The 17,913-nt window shown below is 73.7% G+C and carries 17 protein-coding genes; 8 read left to right on the top strand and 9 right to left on the bottom strand.

What is annotated here, in order from left to right; translation table 11 throughout:
• Nucleotides 1–85: 85 nt before the first annotated feature.
• The 4 genes from AC5L3Z_RS08870 to AC5L3Z_RS08885 form a co-directional block, all read right to left on the bottom strand.
• The gene (locus tag AC5L3Z_RS08870; protein ID WP_494840968.1) at nucleotides 86–520 is read right to left on the bottom strand and encodes a DUF3140 domain-containing protein; all 435 of its coding nucleotides are present in this window, start codon (nucleotides 518–520) and stop codon (nucleotides 86–88) included.
• Nucleotides 507–725, bottom strand: coding sequence for a hypervirulence associated TUDOR domain-containing protein (locus AC5L3Z_RS08875; RefSeq protein WP_494840969.1), 219 nt, complete (start codon nucleotides 723–725; stop codon nucleotides 507–509). The genes AC5L3Z_RS08870 and AC5L3Z_RS08875 overlap by 14 nt, the downstream gene beginning before the upstream one ends.
• A 123-nt stretch (nucleotides 726–848) precedes the next feature.
• Nucleotides 849–1,244, bottom strand: coding sequence for a Uma2 family endonuclease (locus AC5L3Z_RS08880; RefSeq protein ID WP_494840970.1), 396 nt, complete (start codon nucleotides 1,242–1,244; stop codon nucleotides 849–851).
• Nucleotides 1,245–1,351: 107 nt separating this feature from the next.
• Nucleotides 1,352–2,158, bottom strand: a complete 807-nt coding sequence (locus AC5L3Z_RS08885) for a class I SAM-dependent methyltransferase (RefSeq protein ID WP_494840972.1) — start codon at nucleotides 2,156–2,158, stop codon at nucleotides 1,352–1,354.
• Nucleotides 2,159–2,562: 404 nt separating this feature from the next.
• On the opposite strand from AC5L3Z_RS08885, the gene rpsA reads away from it, so the two are divergent.
• On the top strand, nucleotides 2,563–4,056 hold the full coding sequence (gene rpsA, locus AC5L3Z_RS08890; protein WP_334450540.1) for a 30S ribosomal protein S1: 1,494 nt from the start codon (nucleotides 2,563–2,565) through the stop codon (nucleotides 4,054–4,056).
• Between the two features lie 349 nt (nucleotides 4,057–4,405).
• Complete coding sequence (coaE, locus tag AC5L3Z_RS08895) at nucleotides 4,406–5,587, top strand: dephospho-CoA kinase (RefSeq protein WP_494840974.1); 1,182 nt, start codon at nucleotides 4,406–4,408, stop codon at nucleotides 5,585–5,587.
• 1 nt (nucleotide 5,588) lies between these two features.
• Here coaE and AC5L3Z_RS08900 read toward each other — a convergent pair whose 3' ends face one another.
• The gene (locus tag AC5L3Z_RS08900) at nucleotides 5,589–7,223 is read right to left on the bottom strand and encodes a hypothetical protein (RefSeq protein ID WP_494840975.1); all 1,635 of its coding nucleotides are present in this window, start codon (nucleotides 7,221–7,223) and stop codon (nucleotides 5,589–5,591) included.
• Nucleotides 7,224–7,606: 383 nt separating this feature from the next.
• Here AC5L3Z_RS08900 and uvrB point away from each other — a divergent pair, with 383 nt between their 5' ends.
• The 4 genes from uvrB (at nucleotide 7,607) to AC5L3Z_RS08920 (ending at nucleotide 12,083) form a co-directional block, all read left to right on the top strand.
• On the top strand, nucleotides 7,607–9,715 hold the full coding sequence (gene uvrB, locus AC5L3Z_RS08905; RefSeq protein WP_494840976.1) for an excinuclease ABC subunit UvrB: 2,109 nt from the start codon (nucleotides 7,607–7,609) through the stop codon (nucleotides 9,713–9,715).
• Between the two features lie 12 nt (nucleotides 9,716–9,727).
• Nucleotides 9,728–10,603: a helix-turn-helix domain-containing protein gene (locus AC5L3Z_RS08910; protein WP_494840977.1), complete on the top strand. Its 876-nt coding sequence runs from the start codon at nucleotides 9,728–9,730 to the stop codon at nucleotides 10,601–10,603.
• A 24-nt stretch (nucleotides 10,604–10,627) separates the two neighbouring features.
• On the top strand, nucleotides 10,628–10,996 hold the full coding sequence (locus AC5L3Z_RS08915) for a VOC family protein (RefSeq protein WP_494840979.1): 369 nt from the start codon (nucleotides 10,628–10,630) through the stop codon (nucleotides 10,994–10,996).
• Between the two features lie 184 nt (nucleotides 10,997–11,180).
• A complete protein-coding gene (locus tag AC5L3Z_RS08920) occupies nucleotides 11,181–12,083 on the top strand; it encodes a helix-turn-helix domain-containing protein (protein ID WP_494840980.1) in 903 nt (300 codons plus the stop codon).
• Nucleotides 12,084–12,209: 126 nt separating this feature from the next.
• On the opposite strand, the gene AC5L3Z_RS08925 is transcribed toward AC5L3Z_RS08920, so the two are convergent.
• Entirely contained in the window at nucleotides 12,210–12,503 is a 294-nt protein-coding gene (locus tag AC5L3Z_RS08925; RefSeq protein ID WP_494840982.1) for an antibiotic biosynthesis monooxygenase family protein, read from the bottom strand.
• 404 nt (nucleotides 12,504–12,907) lie between these two features.
• Here AC5L3Z_RS08925 and AC5L3Z_RS08930 point away from each other — a divergent pair, with 404 nt between their 5' ends.
• Nucleotides 12,908–13,906, top strand: coding sequence for a TerC family protein (locus AC5L3Z_RS08930; protein WP_494841280.1), 999 nt, complete (start codon nucleotides 12,908–12,910; stop codon nucleotides 13,904–13,906).
• A 63-nt stretch (nucleotides 13,907–13,969) separates the two neighbouring features.
• Here the strand turns inward: AC5L3Z_RS08930 and AC5L3Z_RS08935 are convergent, their stop codons facing one another.
• Both AC5L3Z_RS08935 and AC5L3Z_RS08940 read right to left on the bottom strand, forming a co-directional pair.
• The gene (locus tag AC5L3Z_RS08935) at nucleotides 13,970–14,911 is read right to left on the bottom strand and encodes a C40 family peptidase (RefSeq protein ID WP_494840984.1); all 942 of its coding nucleotides are present in this window, start codon (nucleotides 14,909–14,911) and stop codon (nucleotides 13,970–13,972) included.
• Nucleotides 14,912–14,943: 32 nt separating this feature from the next.
• Nucleotides 14,944–16,041: a mandelate racemase/muconate lactonizing enzyme family protein gene (locus AC5L3Z_RS08940; protein ID WP_494840985.1), complete on the bottom strand. Its 1,098-nt coding sequence runs from the start codon at nucleotides 16,039–16,041 to the stop codon at nucleotides 14,944–14,946.
• Nucleotides 16,042–16,085: 44 nt separating this feature from the next.
• Between AC5L3Z_RS08940 and AC5L3Z_RS08945 the strand changes: the two genes are divergently transcribed.
• The gene (locus AC5L3Z_RS08945) at nucleotides 16,086–16,883 is read left to right on the top strand and encodes a tyrosine-protein phosphatase (RefSeq protein WP_494840986.1); all 798 of its coding nucleotides are present in this window, start codon (nucleotides 16,086–16,088) and stop codon (nucleotides 16,881–16,883) included.
• Nucleotides 16,884–16,935: 52 nt separating this feature from the next.
• On the opposite strand, the gene AC5L3Z_RS08950 is transcribed toward AC5L3Z_RS08945, so the two are convergent.
• Complete coding sequence (locus AC5L3Z_RS08950; RefSeq protein WP_494840988.1) at nucleotides 16,936–17,802, bottom strand: serine hydrolase; 867 nt, start codon at nucleotides 17,800–17,802, stop codon at nucleotides 16,936–16,938.
• Between the last annotated feature and the right edge of the window lie 111 nt (nucleotides 17,803–17,913).

Here is a 17,913-nt window from a genome sequence, read left to right on the forward strand (position 1 = left end):
CTCGGCCGGGCCGGGTCCGCGGGGCCGCGAGGCAGTGCCTCGCGGTCCCGTCGCCCTTTCTTCGTGTGCGGCGCAGGGGCGTGGGTCAGCGCCCCGGTCCCCGGCGCTCCTTCGGCGGGGTGCCGTGCCGATCGAGGGCCTTCCGGGACGGGCCGCCCGGGGGCGGAAGTGGGCCCTTGAGGGGGTCGTGGCCCCAGTTCATCAGGGACCAGCGCCACTTGGTGTCGCGCACGTCGCCGGAGGGGCGCTGGGCCATGTGCCGGCGGACGTAGCCGACCACCTTGCGCATGTGCTTGTAGTCGCCCTCGGACAGGTCGCCGCGCTTGCGCCGCAACAGGTCGATGATCTTCCGGCCGGATTCGTGGCCGACGGACTCGCCGCCCCCGGAGCGGCCGCCCTTGTGCCAGCCCACCTGCTTGGACTCGTCCGTCTTCAGCCAGCTCGACAGCTCACCGGGCTTCATGTTCACCGCCTCGGTGAACTCGTGGTAGGTGTCCCGCCCGTCGTCAGCTCGGCTCATGGCGCAGCACCTCCGGTCGGTGGGCGGCGTCCCGGCCGGAGTGGTCGTTGCGGATCCGGTACTGCGGGTCCTCCGGCGACGCGTTGACGGGGCGCCCCCGTACGTGCGTCCGTTCGGTGATCTTGTCCTTGACCACGCCGTACGCCCGGCCGCCGTGGCTGGCCCAGGAGACGTGGTCGCCCGTCTGGAACTCCTTCTCGGCCATGCCCGACGGGTACCCGCCGGCCATGCCGCGAAACGACGGAGCGGGGCTACGGGGTGATCTCGGTGATCGGCAGCTTGATGTCGAACGGCTCGGTCAGCTCGATCAGCTCGTCGCTGTCGGCCATCAGCTCGTACTGCCGCTCGCCGCCGGGGCCGACCCGGTCGCCGGTTTGGCGAACCGGTCGACCCGCTGGGTGCCGGGCGCGACGATCTCCACGGCGAGCACGACGTCGGAGGGCCGGAGCCGGAACCGGTCCGGCGGTACCTCGGCGCGGTACAGCAGCACATCCGGCTGGCGGCTGGTGTTGTGACTCAGCCCGACCCCGACCGCCTGGGCGGTGCGGAGGCGGGCCGGGGCATGGGACCGCAGCCAGAGCCACAGCAGGCTGGAAATGTCCTGATGGCCCAGGGTGGGGGAGGGTGTCACCTGGATTGCTCCGTCGACGAGTTCGACGCGGGGGGCGTCGTCCGGCAGGGCGAGCAGATCCTCCAGCGTGTGGTCGGCATGCTGCTGCCGCATGGGATCCGGACACCAGGGGCCAGGTGATGTCGGGAGGGGCCCGGCGCTCATGGGGGCAGGCTAGCGCCGTGGCGCGGGACAGGGGCCGCACCAGGAGTGCGACGGGCTCATGCCGCGGGTTTCTCGGTGACGAAGATGGCGGTGCCGGGGAAGAGCCGCCCGCGCAGCGGGCTCCACTGCCCCCAGACGCCCTCGTGTCCCTCGGGCCACTCCGGCTCCACCAGGTCCACCAGCCGGAACCCCGCCGCGACCAGCTCGCGCACCCGGTCGCCCAGGGTGCGGTGCTGCTCGACGTAGGTGGCCACGCCACTGTCGTCCTGCTCCACGTAGGGGGAGCGGTCGAAGTAGGAGTGCACGGCGGTGAGCCCGCGCTCCCCGGGGTCGTCGAGGAAGATCCAGCGCATCGGGTGGGTCACCGCGAAGACCCAGCGGCCGCCCGGGCGCAGCACCCGGTGCACCTCGGCCATCAGCGCGGCGGAGTCGTCGACGAACGGGATCGCCCCGAACGCCGTGCAGGCGATGTCGAAGGCCGCGTCGGTGAAGGGCAGCGCCAACGCGTCGGCCTGCACCAGCGGCACGCGTACCCCGGTGGTCTCGCCGGCGTGCGCGGCGTGCCGCAGCATGCCGGCGGAGAGGTCGAAGGCGACCGGCCGGGCGCCCTGGCCGGCCAGCCAGCGGGCGCAGGCCGCGGCGCCGCAGCCCACCTCCAGCACCCGGCGGCCGGCGACGTCGCCGAGCAGGCGGGCGTCGGCCTCCCGCAGCCCCTCCGGGCACCAGAGGAAGTCCACGTCGCCCAGGAAGGCGCCGTGCTGGGCCTGGTAGTCGTCGGCGTCGGCGTCCCACCAGCCGCGGTTGGCGCGGCGGGTCTCCGCGTCGCCGACCCGGCGCCGGATCACCCGGTTGTCGTCGTCCACGCGCTCACGCTAGGCCCTGCCCCGACGGGGACCGACGGCGCCGGGCCGGTGCCGGTCGGGGGAGCACGGCGACCCGTCCGGTGGTGCGCTACCTTCTCCGCGTGGGGCCGGTGTGACGCAGGAGACAATCGGGACGGTTTCCCACTGAAATCTCCGCTTTCGCAGCTGGTGAGTCTGCGAGGACCCGGGATGCCTTGCACGCTGTGGTAATGCAGCGGGTAGGCTAGACGATGCGCTCGCGGATCGTGTGCCTCGGCAGGGAGCAGGTGCGCGGTCACCGGAGCCACTAATGATCTTCACTTGGCGATCGTTCGGTGTGCCCGGTGGCGGATCCGTTGGCGCGAAATGGTCACCGCGACACCACGCCTGCTGTGACAACCCATCCGACCGGAGCAACCGCCCACATGACGAGCAGCATCGAGGCCCCCTCGAGCGCCACCCGGGTCACCCACGACGATCTCGGTTCCGAGGAGGCTTTCCTCGCCGCGATCGACGAGACCATCAAGTACTTCAACGACGGCGACATTGTCGAAGGCACCGTCGTCAAGGTCGATCGGGACGAGGTCCTGCTCGACATCGGCTACAAGACCGAGGGCGTCATCCCCTCTCGGGAGTTGTCGATCAAGCACGACGTGGACCCCGCCGAGGTTGTCTCGGTCGGTGACCACATCGAGGCCCTGGTCCTCCAGAAGGAGGACAAGGAGGGTCGTCTGATCCTCTCCAAGAAGCGGGCGCAGTACGAGCGGGCCTGGGGCACGATCGAGAAGATCAAGGACGAGGACGGCGTCGTCCGCGGTTCGGTCATCGAGGTGGTCAAGGGTGGCCTCATCCTCGACATCGGGCTGCGCGGCTTCCTGCCCGCCTCCCTGGTCGAGATGCGGCGGGTGCGCGACCTGCAGCCGTACGTCGGCCGCGAGCTCGAGGCCAAGATCATCGAGCTGGACAAGAACCGCAACAACGTGGTCCTGTCCCGCCGGGCCTGGCTGGAGCAGACGCAGTCCGAGGTGCGCACCGAGTTCCTCAACAAGCTGCAGAAGGGGCAGGTCCGCAAGGGCGTCGTCTCTTCGATCGTCAACTTCGGCGCGTTCGTCGACCTGGGTGGCGTGGACGGCCTGGTGCACGTCTCCGAGCTGTCCTGGAAGCACATCGACCACCCGTCCGAGGTCGTCGAGGTCGGCCAGGAGGTCGAGGTCGAGGTCCTGGACGTCGACCTGGACCGCGAGCGGGTCTCGCTGTCGCTGAAGGCGACCCAGGAGGACCCGTGGCGTCAGTTCGCCCGCACCCACGCGATCCAGCAGATCGTGCCGGGTAAGGTCACCAAGCTGGTGCCGTTCGGCGCCTTCGTCCGGGTGGACGACGGCATCGAGGGCCTGGTCCACATCTCCGAGCTGGCCGAGCGCCACGTGGAGATCCCGGAGCAGGTCGTGCAGGTCGGCTCCGAGGTCATGGTCAAGGTCATCGACATCGACCTGGAGCGCCGCCGGATCTCGCTGTCGCTCAAGCAGGCCAACGAGGGCTTCGTCGAGGGCGAGGAGCACTTCGACCCGACCCTCTACGGCATGGCCGCGACCTACGACGCCGAGGGCAACTACATCTACCCGGAGGGCTTCGACCCGGAGACGGGCGAGTGGCTCGAGGGGTACGACAAGCAGCGCGAGACCTGGGAGAACCAGTACGCCGAGGCCCGTCAGCGCTGGGAGGCCCACACCAAGCAGGTGCAGACCTCCCGCGCCGCCGACGCCGAGGCCGCTGCCAACCCGGCTCCGGCCGTGTCGACCGGTGGCACCACCACCACGACCAGCACGGCCCCCAGCCGTCAGGCCGAGGAGCCGGCCGGCACCCTGGCCACCGACGAGGCGCTCGCCGCTCTGCGGGAGAAGCTCGCCGGCGGCAAGTGAGCCGCTGACAACTCCAGTTCGGTGCGGCTGACGCCGCGCAGCACCTGGAGCCGTCACTGACGACGACGACGGGCCCCGTCCCCGCGATCCGGTTCCACCGGGTCGCCGGGGGCGGGGCCCTCGCCGTACCCGGGCCGCCTCTCCACCGCCGGGCCCCGCTCTGGCCGGCCCCGCATGCCGCTCGCCCCTCGCCCCAGCGTGATGACCCCGTTTGCGGCGTGTTGGGGCCTTCCTGGCGCGCGACGCCGCGACATGCCGCAAGCGGGGCTGACGCGGTCGGCCCGCCCGACGACGGGGACGGGACGGGTCCGGTGTGGCGGGGCGGAGGGTGATCCGGTTGACTGGTCCGGTGCTGAAAGTGGGGTTGACCGGCGGGATCGGGTCCGGCAAGAGCGCGGTGGCGGCCCGGCTGGCCGAGCGCGGTGCGGTCGTCGTCGACGCCGACCGGATCGCCCGGGAGGTGGTCGCCCCGGGCAGCGAGGGGCTGGCCGAGATCGTCGCCGCCTTCTCCGCGCGCGTGCTCGACCGGGACGGCGCGCTGGACCGGGCGGCGCTCGGCGCGGTGGTCTTCGGTGACGAGGCGGCCCGCCGCCGGTTGGAGGCGATCACCCATCCCCGGGTGCGGGCGCGGACCGCGGAGCTGACCGCCGGGGCGCCCGCCGACGCGGTGGTGGTCAACGACGTGCCGTTGCTGGTCGAGGTCGGGCTCGCACCGACGTACCACCTGGTGCTGGTCGTCCGGGCGGACGTCGCCACCCGCCTGGCGCGGCTCGAACGCGACCGCGGCATGTCGCGTCCGGAGGCCGAGCGGCGGATCGCCGCCCAGGCCGACGACGCCCGTCGGCGGGCCGTCGCGGACGTGGAGCTCGTCAACGACGGCAGCCTCGACCAGTTGCACGCGGCGGTGGACGCCCTCTGGCGGGACCGCCTGGTGCCGTACGAGCGCAACGTGCGGCAGCGGCGTGCGGTTGCGGCGCAGCCGGTGGCGCTCACCGTGGCCGACCCCAGCTGGCCTGAGCAGTACGCCCGCCTCGCCGCCCGGATCCGGCACGCCGTGGCCCCGGCGGAGCTGCGGGTGGACCACATCGGGTCGACCGCCGTGCCGGGCCTCGCCGCCCGGGACGTGATCGACATCCAGCTGACCGTGCCGTCGCTGGCCGAGGCGGACGGGCCGCTGGCCGAGCGGCTCGCCGAGGCGGGCTTCCCCCGGTTGCCGGGGCAGTGGTGGGACAGCCCCCGCCCCGCCGGGAGCGGGCGCTGGGAGAAGCGGCTGCACGGCAGCGCCGATCCGGCTCGCCCGGTCAACCTGCACCTGCGGGTGGCCGGCTCGCCGGGGTGGCGGTACGCGCTGCTGACGCGGGACCACCTCCGCGCCGATCCCGACCAGCGGGCCGCGTACCTGTCGCTGAAGCGGGAGCTGGCGGCCGGGGCCCCGGACGGCGGCAGCTCCGCCACGGCGCGGGACCCCTGGTTCGACGAGGAGCACCTGCGCGCCGAGGAGTGGGCCGCGCAGACCGGCTGGCGCCCCTGAGTCAGCGGGTCGTGCCGGCCCGCCTCGTCGGCCGGGCCTTCGGCGTCGCCGGCGCCGTGGCGGCCCTGCGGGCCGAGCCCGGTGCCTTCGGGCGCGTCGCCGGGGTCGTCGGGGCGGTCGGCGCCATCCCGGCCGGCACCGGCCCGGGGTTCAGGTCGAGCTGCGCCCAGGCGCCCTGCCCGGTCCGCAGCTCCAGTCGGCGCAGCAGGCCGGTGTGGTCGAGCCAGTAGCGCAGCCGCAGGCCCTGCGCGCGCAGCTCCAGCACGTCCACCGGGTGGCCGGCCACCCGGTCCCCGCGCAGCCGTACGGCCGAACCGGGCCGCACGGCGGTCCCGCCGGCCCGCAGCGCCGCGTCGACCAGCCGGTCGAGGTCGTCGGTGGGCCCCGCAGCGGGCCGCCAGCCGGCCGCCGTGGGCGGTGGCAGCGGCGGGGTGTCGGGCGCGCCGGTGGGGCCGGCGCCGAGCGGCACCTCCGCCCGGGCGAAGCCGGCGGCGTCGCGGCGCAGCAGCGTGTGCCGGCCGAGGGTGTCCAGGTCGGCCACCGAGAGGTAGGCCAGCTGGCCGGTCCAGCGCAGCCAGCCGGAGCCGCGCAGGTTGGCGGCGGCGCCCAGGGGCGCGGCCACGGTGACGGCCGCGCCGGCCACGGCGCGCAGCCGGGCCGGTAGCCGGTCCAGGCGGGCGGCTTCGGCGTCGGTGAGCGCGCGGGGCAGCCCGGGGCGGCCGCCCAGCGCGTCGACCGCCCAGAGGGTGGGCCGGTCGCTGCGCTCCAGTTCGACGGTGACCGGGTTCCCGTCGGGCAGCCGCCCCTCCCACCGGTGCAGCCGGGCGTCGCCGTCGATCCACCAGCGGGGGTCCCGGTCACCGGCGGCGGGCGGGGCGGACGGGGTGACGTCCGGGTCGGCCGCGGCCGGGCGGGGCAGCGGGGCCTGGAGGACGTCCACCTGCTCGCCGCCGATGCGCGTGCGCCCCACCCAGCGGCCGCCGCCGCGCAGCAGCGGGTCGGCCGGTTCCGGCCGGTCGGCGGCCAGCCCGAAGAGCAGCTCCAGCACCGCCGCCGGGCCTCGACCGTCGGGCAGGTCGCGCAGTCGCCAGCGGTCGGTGGGTGGGATCAGCGGGGGCAGCGCGGGGGTCAGCACCGCCGTGGGGTCGGGGCGCGCCACGACGACCGTCGGTGTCGCCTGGAGCAGGCCCCGGTGCGGTCCGGCGCCCGGGCCGCCCACGTCGAGGTAGGTGAGCTGCCGGGCCCAGTCGACCCAGCCCACCAGGTCGACGCGGGCTCCGCCGGTGCCGGCGCTGACCCGTACACCGGCCCGCAGCTCCCGGTAGTTGGTGACCCGGGCCGCGGCGAGCCGTTCGGACTCGCCGACGGTGAGCGCGCGCGCCGGCCCGGCCGCTTCCGGTGCCCAGCCCAGCAGGCCGGCGACCAGCGCGGTGGCGGTGGCCGTGGCGACCACGCAGAGCGCGACCAGGGTGCCGCGGCGGTGGGTCGGTGGAACCTCGACGGGGCCGTCGGCCAGGGGCGGCGGCGAGGCCGGGGGTGCGCCGCGTCGACCGTCCTTGCGGTGGTGCCGGCCGGCCCGGCGTCGGCCCCGGGCGGCGTGGTCGGCCGGTCGCGGTCCGTCGGCCAGGCCGCGCACGGTTACGGTACGGCCGGCCGTGGCCGGGGACACGTCGGCGGGCGGCGGACGTGACGGCTGCTCGGGGAAGGTGTCCACGAGAGGTTGAACGCCTCGCGGAGGCGGCGGTGACGGTGGGGAGGTGGGGCGCTCGCGGCGGCCGGTCTGCGCTCTCAGCGCGACCACACGGGTGCGCACGCCGGTGATGTCCGGGTGCTGCGACCCTCGTGCCGGGGGCGGGCCTCCCGTGAGGGTTCGGCCACCTGCCCGGTCGGCCGCCGCGAGCGGCCTACGGTGTACAGGCTAGCGCGATGGGATGTGCGCCACAATGAGAATATCGAAGCCGGTCACGCGCGGACGGCGATCGAGCCGGAGTGTCGGACCTCCGGCGTACCGTTGAGGTCATGGCGCTCGACATTCCCCGCCTCGACGGCCGCTTCCAGGTGGTCAGCGACTTCCAGCCCGCCGGCGACCAGCCGGCCGCCATCGACGATCTTGAGCGGCGGGTGCGCCGCGGCGACCGCAACACGGTGCTGCTCGGCGCCACCGGCACCGGCAAGAGCGCCACCACGGCGTGGCTGGTCGAGCGGTTGCAGCGGCCGACCCTGGTGCTCGCCCCCAACAAGACGCTCTGCGCCCAGCTGGCGAAGGAGTTCAGCGAGCTGCTCCCGCACAACGCGGTGGAGTACTTCGTCTCGTACTACGACTACTACCAGCCCGAGGCGTACATCCCGCAGACCGACACCTACATCGAGAAGGACTCCTCGATCAACGAGGAGGTCGAGCGGCTGCGGCACTCGGCGACCATGTCGCTGCTCACCCGCCGCGACGTGGTGGTGGTCGCGACCGTGTCGGCGATCTACGGCCTCGGCACCCCGGAGGAGTACCTCGACCGCGCGGTCCGGATGGCCGTCGGCCAGGAGCTGGACCGCGACCAGCTGCTGCGCCGGCTCGTCGACATCCGGTACACCCGCAACGACATGGCGTTCCAGCGCGGCACCTTCCGGGTCCGCGGTGACACCCTGGAGATCATCCCGGCCTACGAGGAGTTGGCCGTCCGGATCGAGCTCTTCGGCGACGAGGTGGAGAAGCTCTACTACCTCAACCCGCTCACCGGCGACGTGGTCAGGGAGGTCGACCACCTGATGATCTTCCCGGCCACGCACTACGCGGCCGGTCCGGAGCGGATGGAGCGGGCGATCCGCGACATCGAGCACGAGCTGGGTGAGCGGCTGGCGGAGCTGGAGCGGCAGGGCAAGCTGCTGGAGGCGCAGCGGCTGCGGATGCGCACCACGTACGACATCGAGATGATGCGCCAGGTCGGGTTCTGTTCCGGCATCGAGAACTACTCGATGCACATGGACGGCCGGCAGCCCGGCAGCCCGCCGCACTGCCTGCTGGACTACTTCCCGGACGACTTCCTCACCGTGGTCGACGAGTCGCACGTGACGATCCCGCAGATCGGCGGCATGTACGAGGGCGACGCCTCCCGCAAGCGGATGCTCATCGACCACGGCTTCCGGCTGCCCAGCGCCGCCGACAACCGGCCGCTGCGCTTCGACGAGTTCCTGGAGCGGGTGGGCCAGATGGTCTTCCTCTCGGCGACCCCGGGCTCCTGGGAGATGGAGCAGGCCCAGGGCGAGTTCGTCGAGCAGGTGATCCGCCCGACCGGCCTGATCGACCCGGAGGTGGTCATCAAGCCCACCAAGGGGCAGATCGACGACCTCATGCACGAGATCAAGCTGCGCACCGAGCGGGACGAGCGGGTGCTGGTCACCACGCTGACCAAGAAGATGGCCGAGGACCTCTCGGACTACCTGCTGGAGAACGGCATCCGGGTGCGCTACCTGCACTCGGAGGTCGACACCCTGCGGCGGGTGGAGCTGCTGCGCGAGCTGCGCAAGGGCGACTACGACGTGCTGGTCGGCATCAACCTGCTCCGGGAGGGGCTCGACCTGCCCGAGGTCTCCCTGGTGGCTATCCTGGACGCCGACAAGGAGGGCTTCCTGCGCAGCGGCCGGTCGTTGATCCAGACCATCGGCCGGGCCGCCCGTAACGTCAGCGGCCAGGTGCACATGTACGCCGACAAGATCACCCCGTCGATGGCCGACGCGATCGACGAGACCAACCGGCGGCGGGCCAAGCAGATCGCCCACAACGAGGCCCACGGGATCAAGCCCGAGCCGCTGCGCAAGAAGATCCACGACATCCTGGACGACATCTACCGCGAGGCCGAGGACACCGAGAGCTCGCGGGTCGGCGGCGCCGTGCGGCAGCTCTCCCGGGGCAAGGCCCCGGTCAAGGAGACCCGCAGTCGCAGCCGCGCCGGCGCCACCGGCCCCTCCCGGGAGGGGATGGCCCGCGCCGACCTGGCGCAGCTCATCCAGGAGCTCAACGACCAGATGCTGGCCGCGGCCCGCGAGTTGCAGTTCGAGCTGGCCGCCCGGATCCGGGACGAGGTCGCCGACCTCAAGAAGGAACTGCGGGGGATGGACGCCGCCGGCGTGAAGTGACGGGAGGGGCCGATGGCCGCGACGGTCGACGAGGTGGTCGTCGGCGTGCCCGATCCCCGGCTGCGTCCCTTCGTGGGCCGCTATCTGGGCTACCGGGAGCACGCGCCGCGGCCACTGGTTCGCCGGGAGGTCGCCGGCGCCTTCGTGGTCGTCGTCCTCGGCTGGGGCGCCCCGCTGGACGTGGTGGACTCCAGGGCCGCGTCGCGCGGGGCGTACCGGGTCGACTCCTTCGTGGCGGGCCCCTTCGACGCGTACTGCACCACCTCGACCGTCGGGGTGGGCCTCGGGGTGCAGCTGCTGCTCACCCCGCCGGCGGCCCGCCGGATCCTCGGCGTGCCGCTGGCGGAGTTGGCCAACCGGGCGGTGGCCGTCGAGCGGCTGTCCGATGCCTGGCTCGACCGGCTGCGCGGCCGGCTGGCCGAGGCGCCGGACTGGCCCGGGCGGTTCGCCCTGCTCGACGCGGCGATCGGCGCGCGGCTGGCCGCCACCGGGCCGGTCGATCCGCGCCTGGGCCGGGCCTGGCGTCGGCTCGCCGGCACCGGCGGCCGGGTCGGCATCGGCGAGCTGGCCGACGAGCTGGGCTGGAGCCGGCGGCACCTGGCGGTCCGGTTCCGGCAGGAGCTGGGCCTGGCGCCGAAGACCACCGGCCGGCTGCTGCGCTTCCAGCGGGCGTACGCCGCGGTGGGTCGCTCCCTCGCCGTGCCCGCTCTGACCCTCGGCGAGGCCGGCGGCGAGGACCGGCTCGGGCGGCTGGGCGGCTGGGCGGAGTTCGCCGTCGGGTGCGGCTACTACGACCAGTCGCACCTGATCCGGGACTTCGGTGAGTTCGCCGGCGCCACTCCGGCGGCCCTGGCGTCGTCCGGATCGCATTCGTCCAATCCGGGCTGACCGTCCGGGCGGCAGGCTGTGCCCATGCGAACCATCTACCCGGTCTTCCGGTACGTCGACGCCCGCGCCGCCATCGACTGGCTCCGCGCCGCGTTCGGCTTTCGCGTCCACGCGGTGCACGAGGGCCCCGACGGGACGGTCGCGCACGCGGAACTGGTCTTCGGCACCGGCATGATCATGGTCGGCGCGGGAGCCGGGCAGCGCGCCCGGCCGGCCGACGACGACTACGCCGTCTACGTGTGCGTCGACGACGTCGACGCCCACCACGAGCGGGCGAGGGCAGCCGGGGCTCAGATCGTCCGGGAGCCGTTCGACACCGACTACGGCTCCCGGGACTACGTGGCCCGGGACCTGGCCGGCAACGTCTGGTCGTTCGGGACGTACCGGGCCTGATCCGACGGCGCGGTGGCCGGCGTCACGGGGGCGCCGGCCACCGCCACCGCGCCGGCGGGACGGCCGCCGGTCCGGACCACGCGTCCCTCACTCCTGGAAGCCACCGCACCGGTCGTTGCGGTGTGCGAGCGAGGTATTGCCGTCCGTGACGGTCCTGCGTACCCTCCGTCGTGGGGAGGCCGGGATGCCATTGTCATCAAGTCCTGTCATCCGACGGGCGCGGCTCGGTGCGGAGCTGCGCCAGTTGCGCAGAAGGGAGGCGCTGACGCTGGAACAGGTGTGCGGCCGGCTGGGCTGGGCCTCGACCTCCAAGCTGTCCCGCATCGAGCTGGGGCAGAGCCGGCCGGATCTGGCCGACGTGCTGGACCTGCTCGACGTCTACGAGGTCCCGCCCCCGCAGCGGGACGCGCTGATCGTCATCGCCCGGGACGCGGCGACCAGCCGCGGGTGGTGGAAGGCGCTGGGCGAGATGAGTGAGCGCCAGCGCACCTACGCCGAGCTGGAGGCCGGGGCGGCGGCGATCGTGGAGTACCAGCCGGCCGTCGTGCCGGGGCTGCTCCAGTCCCCGGGCTACGCCCGGCTGCGGGTCGCGGCGGGGCGGCTGCTGCACCCGGACGTCGACGTCGACGCCGACGTGCGGGCCCGGCTCGCTCGCCAGGAGGTGCTGCGTCGTCCCGAACCGCCGCGCTACACCGGGCTGCTCGACGAACGAGTCTTCGAGCCGGCCGGCCTGCCGCCGGGGGTGTGGCGTGAGCAGTTCGACCACCTGCTGGTGCTGGGCGACCTGCCGAACGTGACGCTGCGGGTCGTGCCGGTGGGGGCCGCGCCGCCCGGCGGCGTGCATCCGTTGACCGCGTACTCGGTCTACTCGTTCCCGGACCCGGCGGACCCGCGGACGGTGATGCTGGAGGCGCTCACCACCGACGTGCGGCTGGCGGCCGACGTCGAGGTCGGCCGCTACGAACGACTCACCGGATGGCTGTCGGCGGCGGCGTTGACCGTCGAGCAGACCCGGGCGCTGCTGGGCCGGCTGGCGGACCGGGCGGACGCGCCGGTGGTGGAGGCGGTGCGGGCCGACGCCGGCTGAGGCTCGGCGGCCGGGCGCGAGCCGCGGCCACCGGACCCGGCGCCCCCGAACGCGTCGGGGCCGGTGTGCCGCACGTGCGCCGAACGGTAGCCCGGGGGTACGACAACGACAGCTGTGGATCGTCGGTCAGGCCGGCACGTCGACGAAGTGCTCGACCCGGGGCGGGCCGGCGAAGTGCGGGCCGATCAGCGCCCGCCACTTGCCGAACGCCTCGGTGGCCCGGAAGTTCTGGTCGTGCGCCTCGACCGAGTCCCACTCGACCAGCAGCACGAAGCGGGTGGGGGTCTCGATGCCCCGGGTCATCCGGACCGACCGGCACCCCTCGGCGCCGGCGAGGAGCGAGCGCGCCTGCGCGTAGGCGGCGGCGAAATCGTCCTCGTGCCCGGGCAGAACGTCGATGAGCGCGACTTCAAGAACCATCCCGGAAGCGTCGCACGCCCCCCGATGTCCGAATCGGCCCGGGGCGCCCTGTCCGACGCCCGGGATGCGACACCTAGCCTCCTAGGAAGTTGCAGCGGGTGTGCGCCGTTCCGCAGCGTGTCCGAACGTGATCCTGTCGGCAATCGAGGGCCCTGAAGGTGCGCTCGCCACCCCGGATGGGGAACAATGGCGGCGGAGGAGGGGAGTATTCCCTCGCGACGGAGTCGTCAGCACGGTCGATCGCCAACCCTCGGCACCCGACCCGGCCCCGTCGGTCGACGTCCCGCCTGCGGGTCGTCGGCGGAAGAGACCTCCGACAGTCACCAGAGTTCGCGTCGTGACCCGTTCCGCCCGCGCGGCGGCGTACGGTGTGCCCACGCAGCGTGTCTGCCGGAGGAATGAATTTGAACGTGTCCGGAGTGGTCTGGGCGGTAACGCTGGTCGCGATGACGGCGGTGCTCCTCGTCGACCTTCTCGTCGTCGGTCGACGCCCGCACGAGCCCAGTGTCCGTGAGTCGAGCCTCTGGGTCGGCTTCTACGTCGCCCTCGCCCTGGTCTTCGGCGCGGGTCTCTGGTTGACGTCCGGGGCGAGCTACGCCGGCCAGTTCTACACGGGCTGGCTCACCGAGTACAGCCTGTCGGTCGACAACCTCTTCGTCTTCGTCATCATCATGGCCCGGTTCGGGGTGCCCCGGCAGTACCAGCAGAAGGTGCTGCTCATCGGCATCGTGCTGGCCCTGGTCATGCGCGGCGGTTTCATCGCCGCCGGCGCCGCGCTGATCTCCCAGTTCTCCTGGGTCTTCTACATCTTCGGCGCGTTCCTGATCTACACCGCGGTCAACCTCGCCCGGCAGGGCGAGCCGGACGAGGACGAGTTCAGCGAGAACATGCTGATCCGGTGGAGCCGCAAGGCGCTGCCGATCTCCAAGGACTACGACGGCGCGAAGCTCACCACGCACCAGGCCGGCCGGCGGCTCTTCACCCCGATGCTGATCGTGATGATCGCGATCGGCACCACCGACCTGATCTTCGCGCTGGACTCGATCCCGGCGATCTTCGGCATCACCCAGGAGCCGTACCTGGTCTTCACCGCGAACGTCTTCGCGCTGATGGGGCTGCGGCAGCTCTACTTCCTGCTCGGTGGCCTGCTGGACCGGCTGATCTACCTCAGCTACGGCCTCGCCGTGGTGCTCGGCTTCATCGGCGTCAAGCTGGTGCTGGAGGCCCTGGCGGACAACAACCTGCCGTTCATCAACGGCGGCGAGCACGTCGGCTGGGCCCCGCACATCCCGATCTGGCTGTCGCTGACGGTCATCCTCGGCACCCTCGCCGTGGCGACCGCCGCCAGCCTGATCAAGTCGTCGCGGGACCGGCGGCGGGAGTTGGCCGAAGCCCGCCGCTGACCATGGCATGCCGAGAAGGGGCGTCCCCGCGAACGGGGGCGCCCCTTCGGCGTACGCGGGGGATCAGACCCGGTGCGCGGCCACCAGGGTGGCGACCCGCTCGGCCGGGAGCGACTCCTCCACCACCTGCCGTCGGCGGTAGCAGGCGTGCAGCATCCGCTGGTCGTCCCCGGGTGCGGCGCTGACGATCCCGACGTGGTGGATGCCGCGTCCGGGGCGGGCGAAGAAGTACAGGTCACCGGGGCGCTCCTGGCCCGGTGACACCGGGGTGGTCGCCGTGGCCTGGTCGCTGGCGTCGCGGGGGAGCGTGACGCCGAACCGCCGCCAGGCCAGGTGCACCAGCCCCGAGCAGTCGATCCCGTGCCCCGAGACCCCGCCCCAGACGTAGGTCACCTCGCGGAGCCGTTCGGCCACCGCCAGCACCTCGGCCGCCTCGGGCGCCGCGTCGGGCAGCGGGACCGCGTCGGTCTCGGAGATCCAGAGCGGCCGGTCGTGCCCGGGGACGTGCACCGGCAGCCAGCCGTCCCGGGGCGGCCCGTCGCGGTGCAGCCGGGTGCCGAGGACGACCCCGGCGACGACGACCGGCCCGCCGGGGGTGGCGCGCAGCCCGGTCACCCCGGCGTCCACCACGATCTCCGGCCCGCCCCCGTGCTTCAGGGCGAGCGGGGCGAGGTGGGCGGTGGGCAGCCAGCCGGGGTAGCCGCGCGGGTCGAGCCGGGGCGCGGGCTGCTGCACCGCGACCACGTGCGCCCAGCCGTCCGGGCGGACCTGGGTGACCAGCACCCGCTCCCCGAGCAGCAGTTGGCTCAGCACGCACTCGCCGATGTGCTGGTCGGCGTCCATCCCGGCGATCCAGCCGGGGATGTCGGTGTGCGCGCCGAGGGCGGGGCCGTCGATCGGCCGGACCGCCTCGGGGGCGGACCAGAGCGTGGCGACGGCGACCCGGACGGCGGCCTCGCGGCCCGGTTGCAGCTCCACATCGACCTCCGGTTGGCGGGTGGACACCTACCGGACCCTATGAAAGAAACATGCGATCATCAACCGCGCAGCTGCATCTTTGTTTCAGCAATCCCGGTGATGCCGAGCCCCGGGGCGTCCGGCAGCACCACCGTGGCGCCGTCGTACCGGAGGCCGCCGCGCACCGGCGACCAGGCCAGCCACCAGGCGGCGTCCAGGTCGGAGACGGCCGTGGTCCGGTAGGCGGCGACCAGGCTGGCCGCCGCGCCGACCCCCACCGGGCTCTCCATCATGGAACCGACGATCGTGCCGACACCGTGGTCGCGGGCCAGGTCGAGCAGGGTCCGGGCGGCGTGCAGGCCGCCGCACTTGGCCAGCTTGACGTTGACCATGTCGGCGGCCCGCCGCCGGATCACCTCGACCAGGTCGCGGGCGCCGAAGACCGACTCGTCGGCGAGGATCGGCACCTGGACCCGGTCGCTGACCCAGGCCAGGCCGTCCAGGTCCCAGCGGGCCACCGGCTGCTCGACCAGTTCGACGTCGAGCCCGGCGTCCTCGATGCCGCGGATCACCCGGACCGCCTCGCGCGGCGTCCAGCCCTGGTTGGCGTCCAACCGGATCCGCGCCCCGGGGCCGACGGCGGCCCGGACGGCGCGGACCCGGTCCAGGTCGCCGGCCGCGTCCGTGCCGACCTTCAGCTTGAGCACGTCGAAGCCCTCCGCGCTGCGCTGCTTGGCCGCCGCCGCCAGCTCCACCGCGTCCCCGGCCGCCAGGGTGACGTCCGTCGGCACGCGCAGGTCGGTGCCGCCGAGCAGCCGCACCAGGGGTACGCCGAGCCGCTGCGCCGCCAGGTCGTGCAGCGCGACGTCGACGGCCGCCTTGGCGGACTCGTTGCCGGTCACCGCGTCCCGGATCTCGCCGCAGCGGGCCACCAGGTCGTCCGCGTCCCGGCCGGCGACCGCGGGGGCGAGCATGTCGCGGACGCACGCCTCCGCGCCGGCGACCGACGCGCCGGTGACCTTCCAGACCTGCGGCGCCTCCCCGAAGCCGGACCGCCCGTCGTCGTCGATCACCTCCACCACCAGGGTCTCCACCGTCGTCGTGCGGCGCAGCGCGGTGACGAACGGGGTGTGTAAGGGGGCGGAAAGCCGGTGGGTGCGTACCGCGGCGATCGTCATGTGCGGCACCCTATACGGCAGACGGGCAGCGGAGGGGAGCGGCGATGAGCCTGCGGGAATGGGAACTGGTGGGGGCGCCGAACGCGCGTGACCTGGGCGGTCTGGTCGCCGCCGACGGGCGCCGGGTACGCGCCGGCCGGCTCCTCCGGACCCCGGCGCTGGGTCGGCTCACCGACGAGGACCTGCCGGTGCTGGCCAAGCTCGCCCCGGCCTGCGTGGTGGACCTGCGCGACGCGTCCGAGATGTCGGTGGCCCCGCCGGACCGGCTGGCCGGTGAGCCGACGGTGGTGCATCTGCCGGTGCACGACCCGGCCCACCCGGTCTTCACGTACGTCTCGGCGGTGCTGCTCGGGCACGACCTGGAGGCGTACGACGAGCTGGCCGAGCAGGGGACGCCGGCGGCGATGGCGGCGATCTACCGCTGGTTCGTCACGGGGGAGTCTGCGCGGGCCGGGTTCGGCGCCGCGGTACGGCTGGCGGCCCAGCCGGGCAACCTGCCGCTGCTGTTCCACTGTTCGGCCGGCAAGGACCGCACCGGCTGGCTGGCGGTGGTGCTGCTGACCGCGCTCGGGGTGGACGACGCGGCGATCCGGGACGACTACCTGTACAACAACGAGCTGACGGACAGCCTGCGCGAGGTGCTGCTGGAGGCGATGGTGAGCCGCCATCCGGCGCTGGACCCGGAGACGGTCCGGCCGGTGCTGGAGGTGCGGGCGGAGTACCTGGACGCCGCCTACGACGAGGTGCGGCGGGTGCACGGTTCGTTCGACGCGTACCTGCGCGACGGGCTGGGCGTCACCGACGAGCTGCGCGAGGCGTTGCGGGACAACCTGCTGGAGTGACCCGGCCCGGGGGTCGGCTGCCGACCGCGGGCCGGTCGGCAGCCGCGGTGCCTCAGTCGGCCAGGTCGTGTCGGGCAGCCCAGACCGCCGCGGAGACGTTGGCGATCAGCCGGCAGGCGTCGTCCTCGACCTCCTCGCCGCTCGCGCCGCCGTCGGCCAGCTCGGTGGTGGTGCAGACGACGATCACGTACGGCGGCGCGTCGTCCGGGAGGACCACGCCGGCGCCGTGCCGCACGCCGCGTACCCAGCCGTTCTTGTGCGCGATGCGGGTGCCCTCGGGCAGTCCGGAGGCGAGGTCCTCGCGGTACTCCTGGGCCAGCAGCACGTCCACCATCGCCGCGCACCCGGCCGGGGTCGCCAGCGGCCCGGGGCGCTGCGCCCCCGTGGCCAGGCCGCCGAGCAGGGCGGCCAGGTCGGCGGCGGTGACGACGTTGGTGATCCCGGCCTCCCGGGCGGCGAAGTCCTCGATGCCGCGTCCGGTGACGCTGTGCCGGGCCCCGGCGAGGGCCCACGCCTGCGCCACCGCGGGCAGGCCGACCCGGTCCAGGACGATGTTGGTGGCCAGGTTGCTGGACCGGGTGATCATGCGGTCGGCGAGCCAGCGCAGGGGGGCGGTCCCGCCCACCCGCTCCCAGACCGCCTCGTCGTTGTCGTAGTGGCGGGCGCAGGAGAACCGGGGCGCCCCGGGCAACGCCGAGGCGAACTCGTTGGTGACCGGGATCGGCGCGTCGAGGTCGAGGGTGCCCGCCTCGGCGGCCCGCCAGAGCGCCAGCAGCACCGCGGCCTTCATGGTGCTGGCCGCGTAGTGGGTCGCGTCGGCGTGCCGGGTCCAGGTGGGGGCGGCGTCGAGCCGACCCACGTAGGCCGAGACGGTGCCGGGCACCTTGTCCAGGTGAGCGTCGAGATCATCCCACGTCATGCCGGTGACCGTAGCCGATCGGCTGACCGTCCCGCGCGGGGCGGCTCCGGCCGCGTGCGTGCGGCGGGGTGACGCGGCGGAGCCCGGACCGCGCGGGGCGGTCCGGGCTCC

The organism is Micromonospora sp. LZ37 (assembly GCF_059359015.1).

Coding starts and splice junctions, on each gene's coding strand:
- AC5L3Z_RS08880 (WP_494840970.1), bottom strand. CDS start 1,244: ATGCGGCAGCAGCATGCCGACCACACGCTGGAGGATCTGCTCGCCCTG.
- AC5L3Z_RS08925 (WP_494840982.1), bottom strand. CDS start 12,503: ATGGTTCTTGAAGTCGCGCTCATCGACGTTCTGCCCGGGCACGAGGAC.
- AC5L3Z_RS08940 (WP_494840985.1), bottom strand. CDS start 16,041: ATGACGATCGCCGCGGTACGCACCCACCGGCTTTCCGCCCCCTTACAC.
- AC5L3Z_RS08875 (WP_494840969.1), bottom strand. CDS start 725: ATGGCCGAGAAGGAGTTCCAGACGGGCGACCACGTCTCCTGGGCCAGC.
- AC5L3Z_RS08910 (WP_494840977.1), top strand. CDS start 9,728: ATGGCCGCGACGGTCGACGAGGTGGTCGTCGGCGTGCCCGATCCCCGG.
- AC5L3Z_RS08950 (WP_494840988.1), bottom strand. CDS start 17,802: ATGACGTGGGATGATCTCGACGCTCACCTGGACAAGGTGCCCGGCACC.
- AC5L3Z_RS08945 (WP_494840986.1), top strand. CDS start 16,086: ATGAGCCTGCGGGAATGGGAACTGGTGGGGGCGCCGAACGCGCGTGAC.
- AC5L3Z_RS08870 (WP_494840968.1), bottom strand. CDS start 520: ATGAGCCGAGCTGACGACGGGCGGGACACCTACCACGAGTTCACCGAG.
- uvrB (WP_494840976.1), top strand. CDS start 7,607: ATGGCGCTCGACATTCCCCGCCTCGACGGCCGCTTCCAGGTGGTCAGC.
- rpsA (WP_334450540.1), top strand. CDS start 2,563: ATGACGAGCAGCATCGAGGCCCCCTCGAGCGCCACCCGGGTCACCCAC.
- AC5L3Z_RS08920 (WP_494840980.1), top strand. CDS start 11,181: ATGCCATTGTCATCAAGTCCTGTCATCCGACGGGCGCGGCTCGGTGCG.
- AC5L3Z_RS08915 (WP_494840979.1), top strand. CDS start 10,628: ATGCGAACCATCTACCCGGTCTTCCGGTACGTCGACGCCCGCGCCGCC.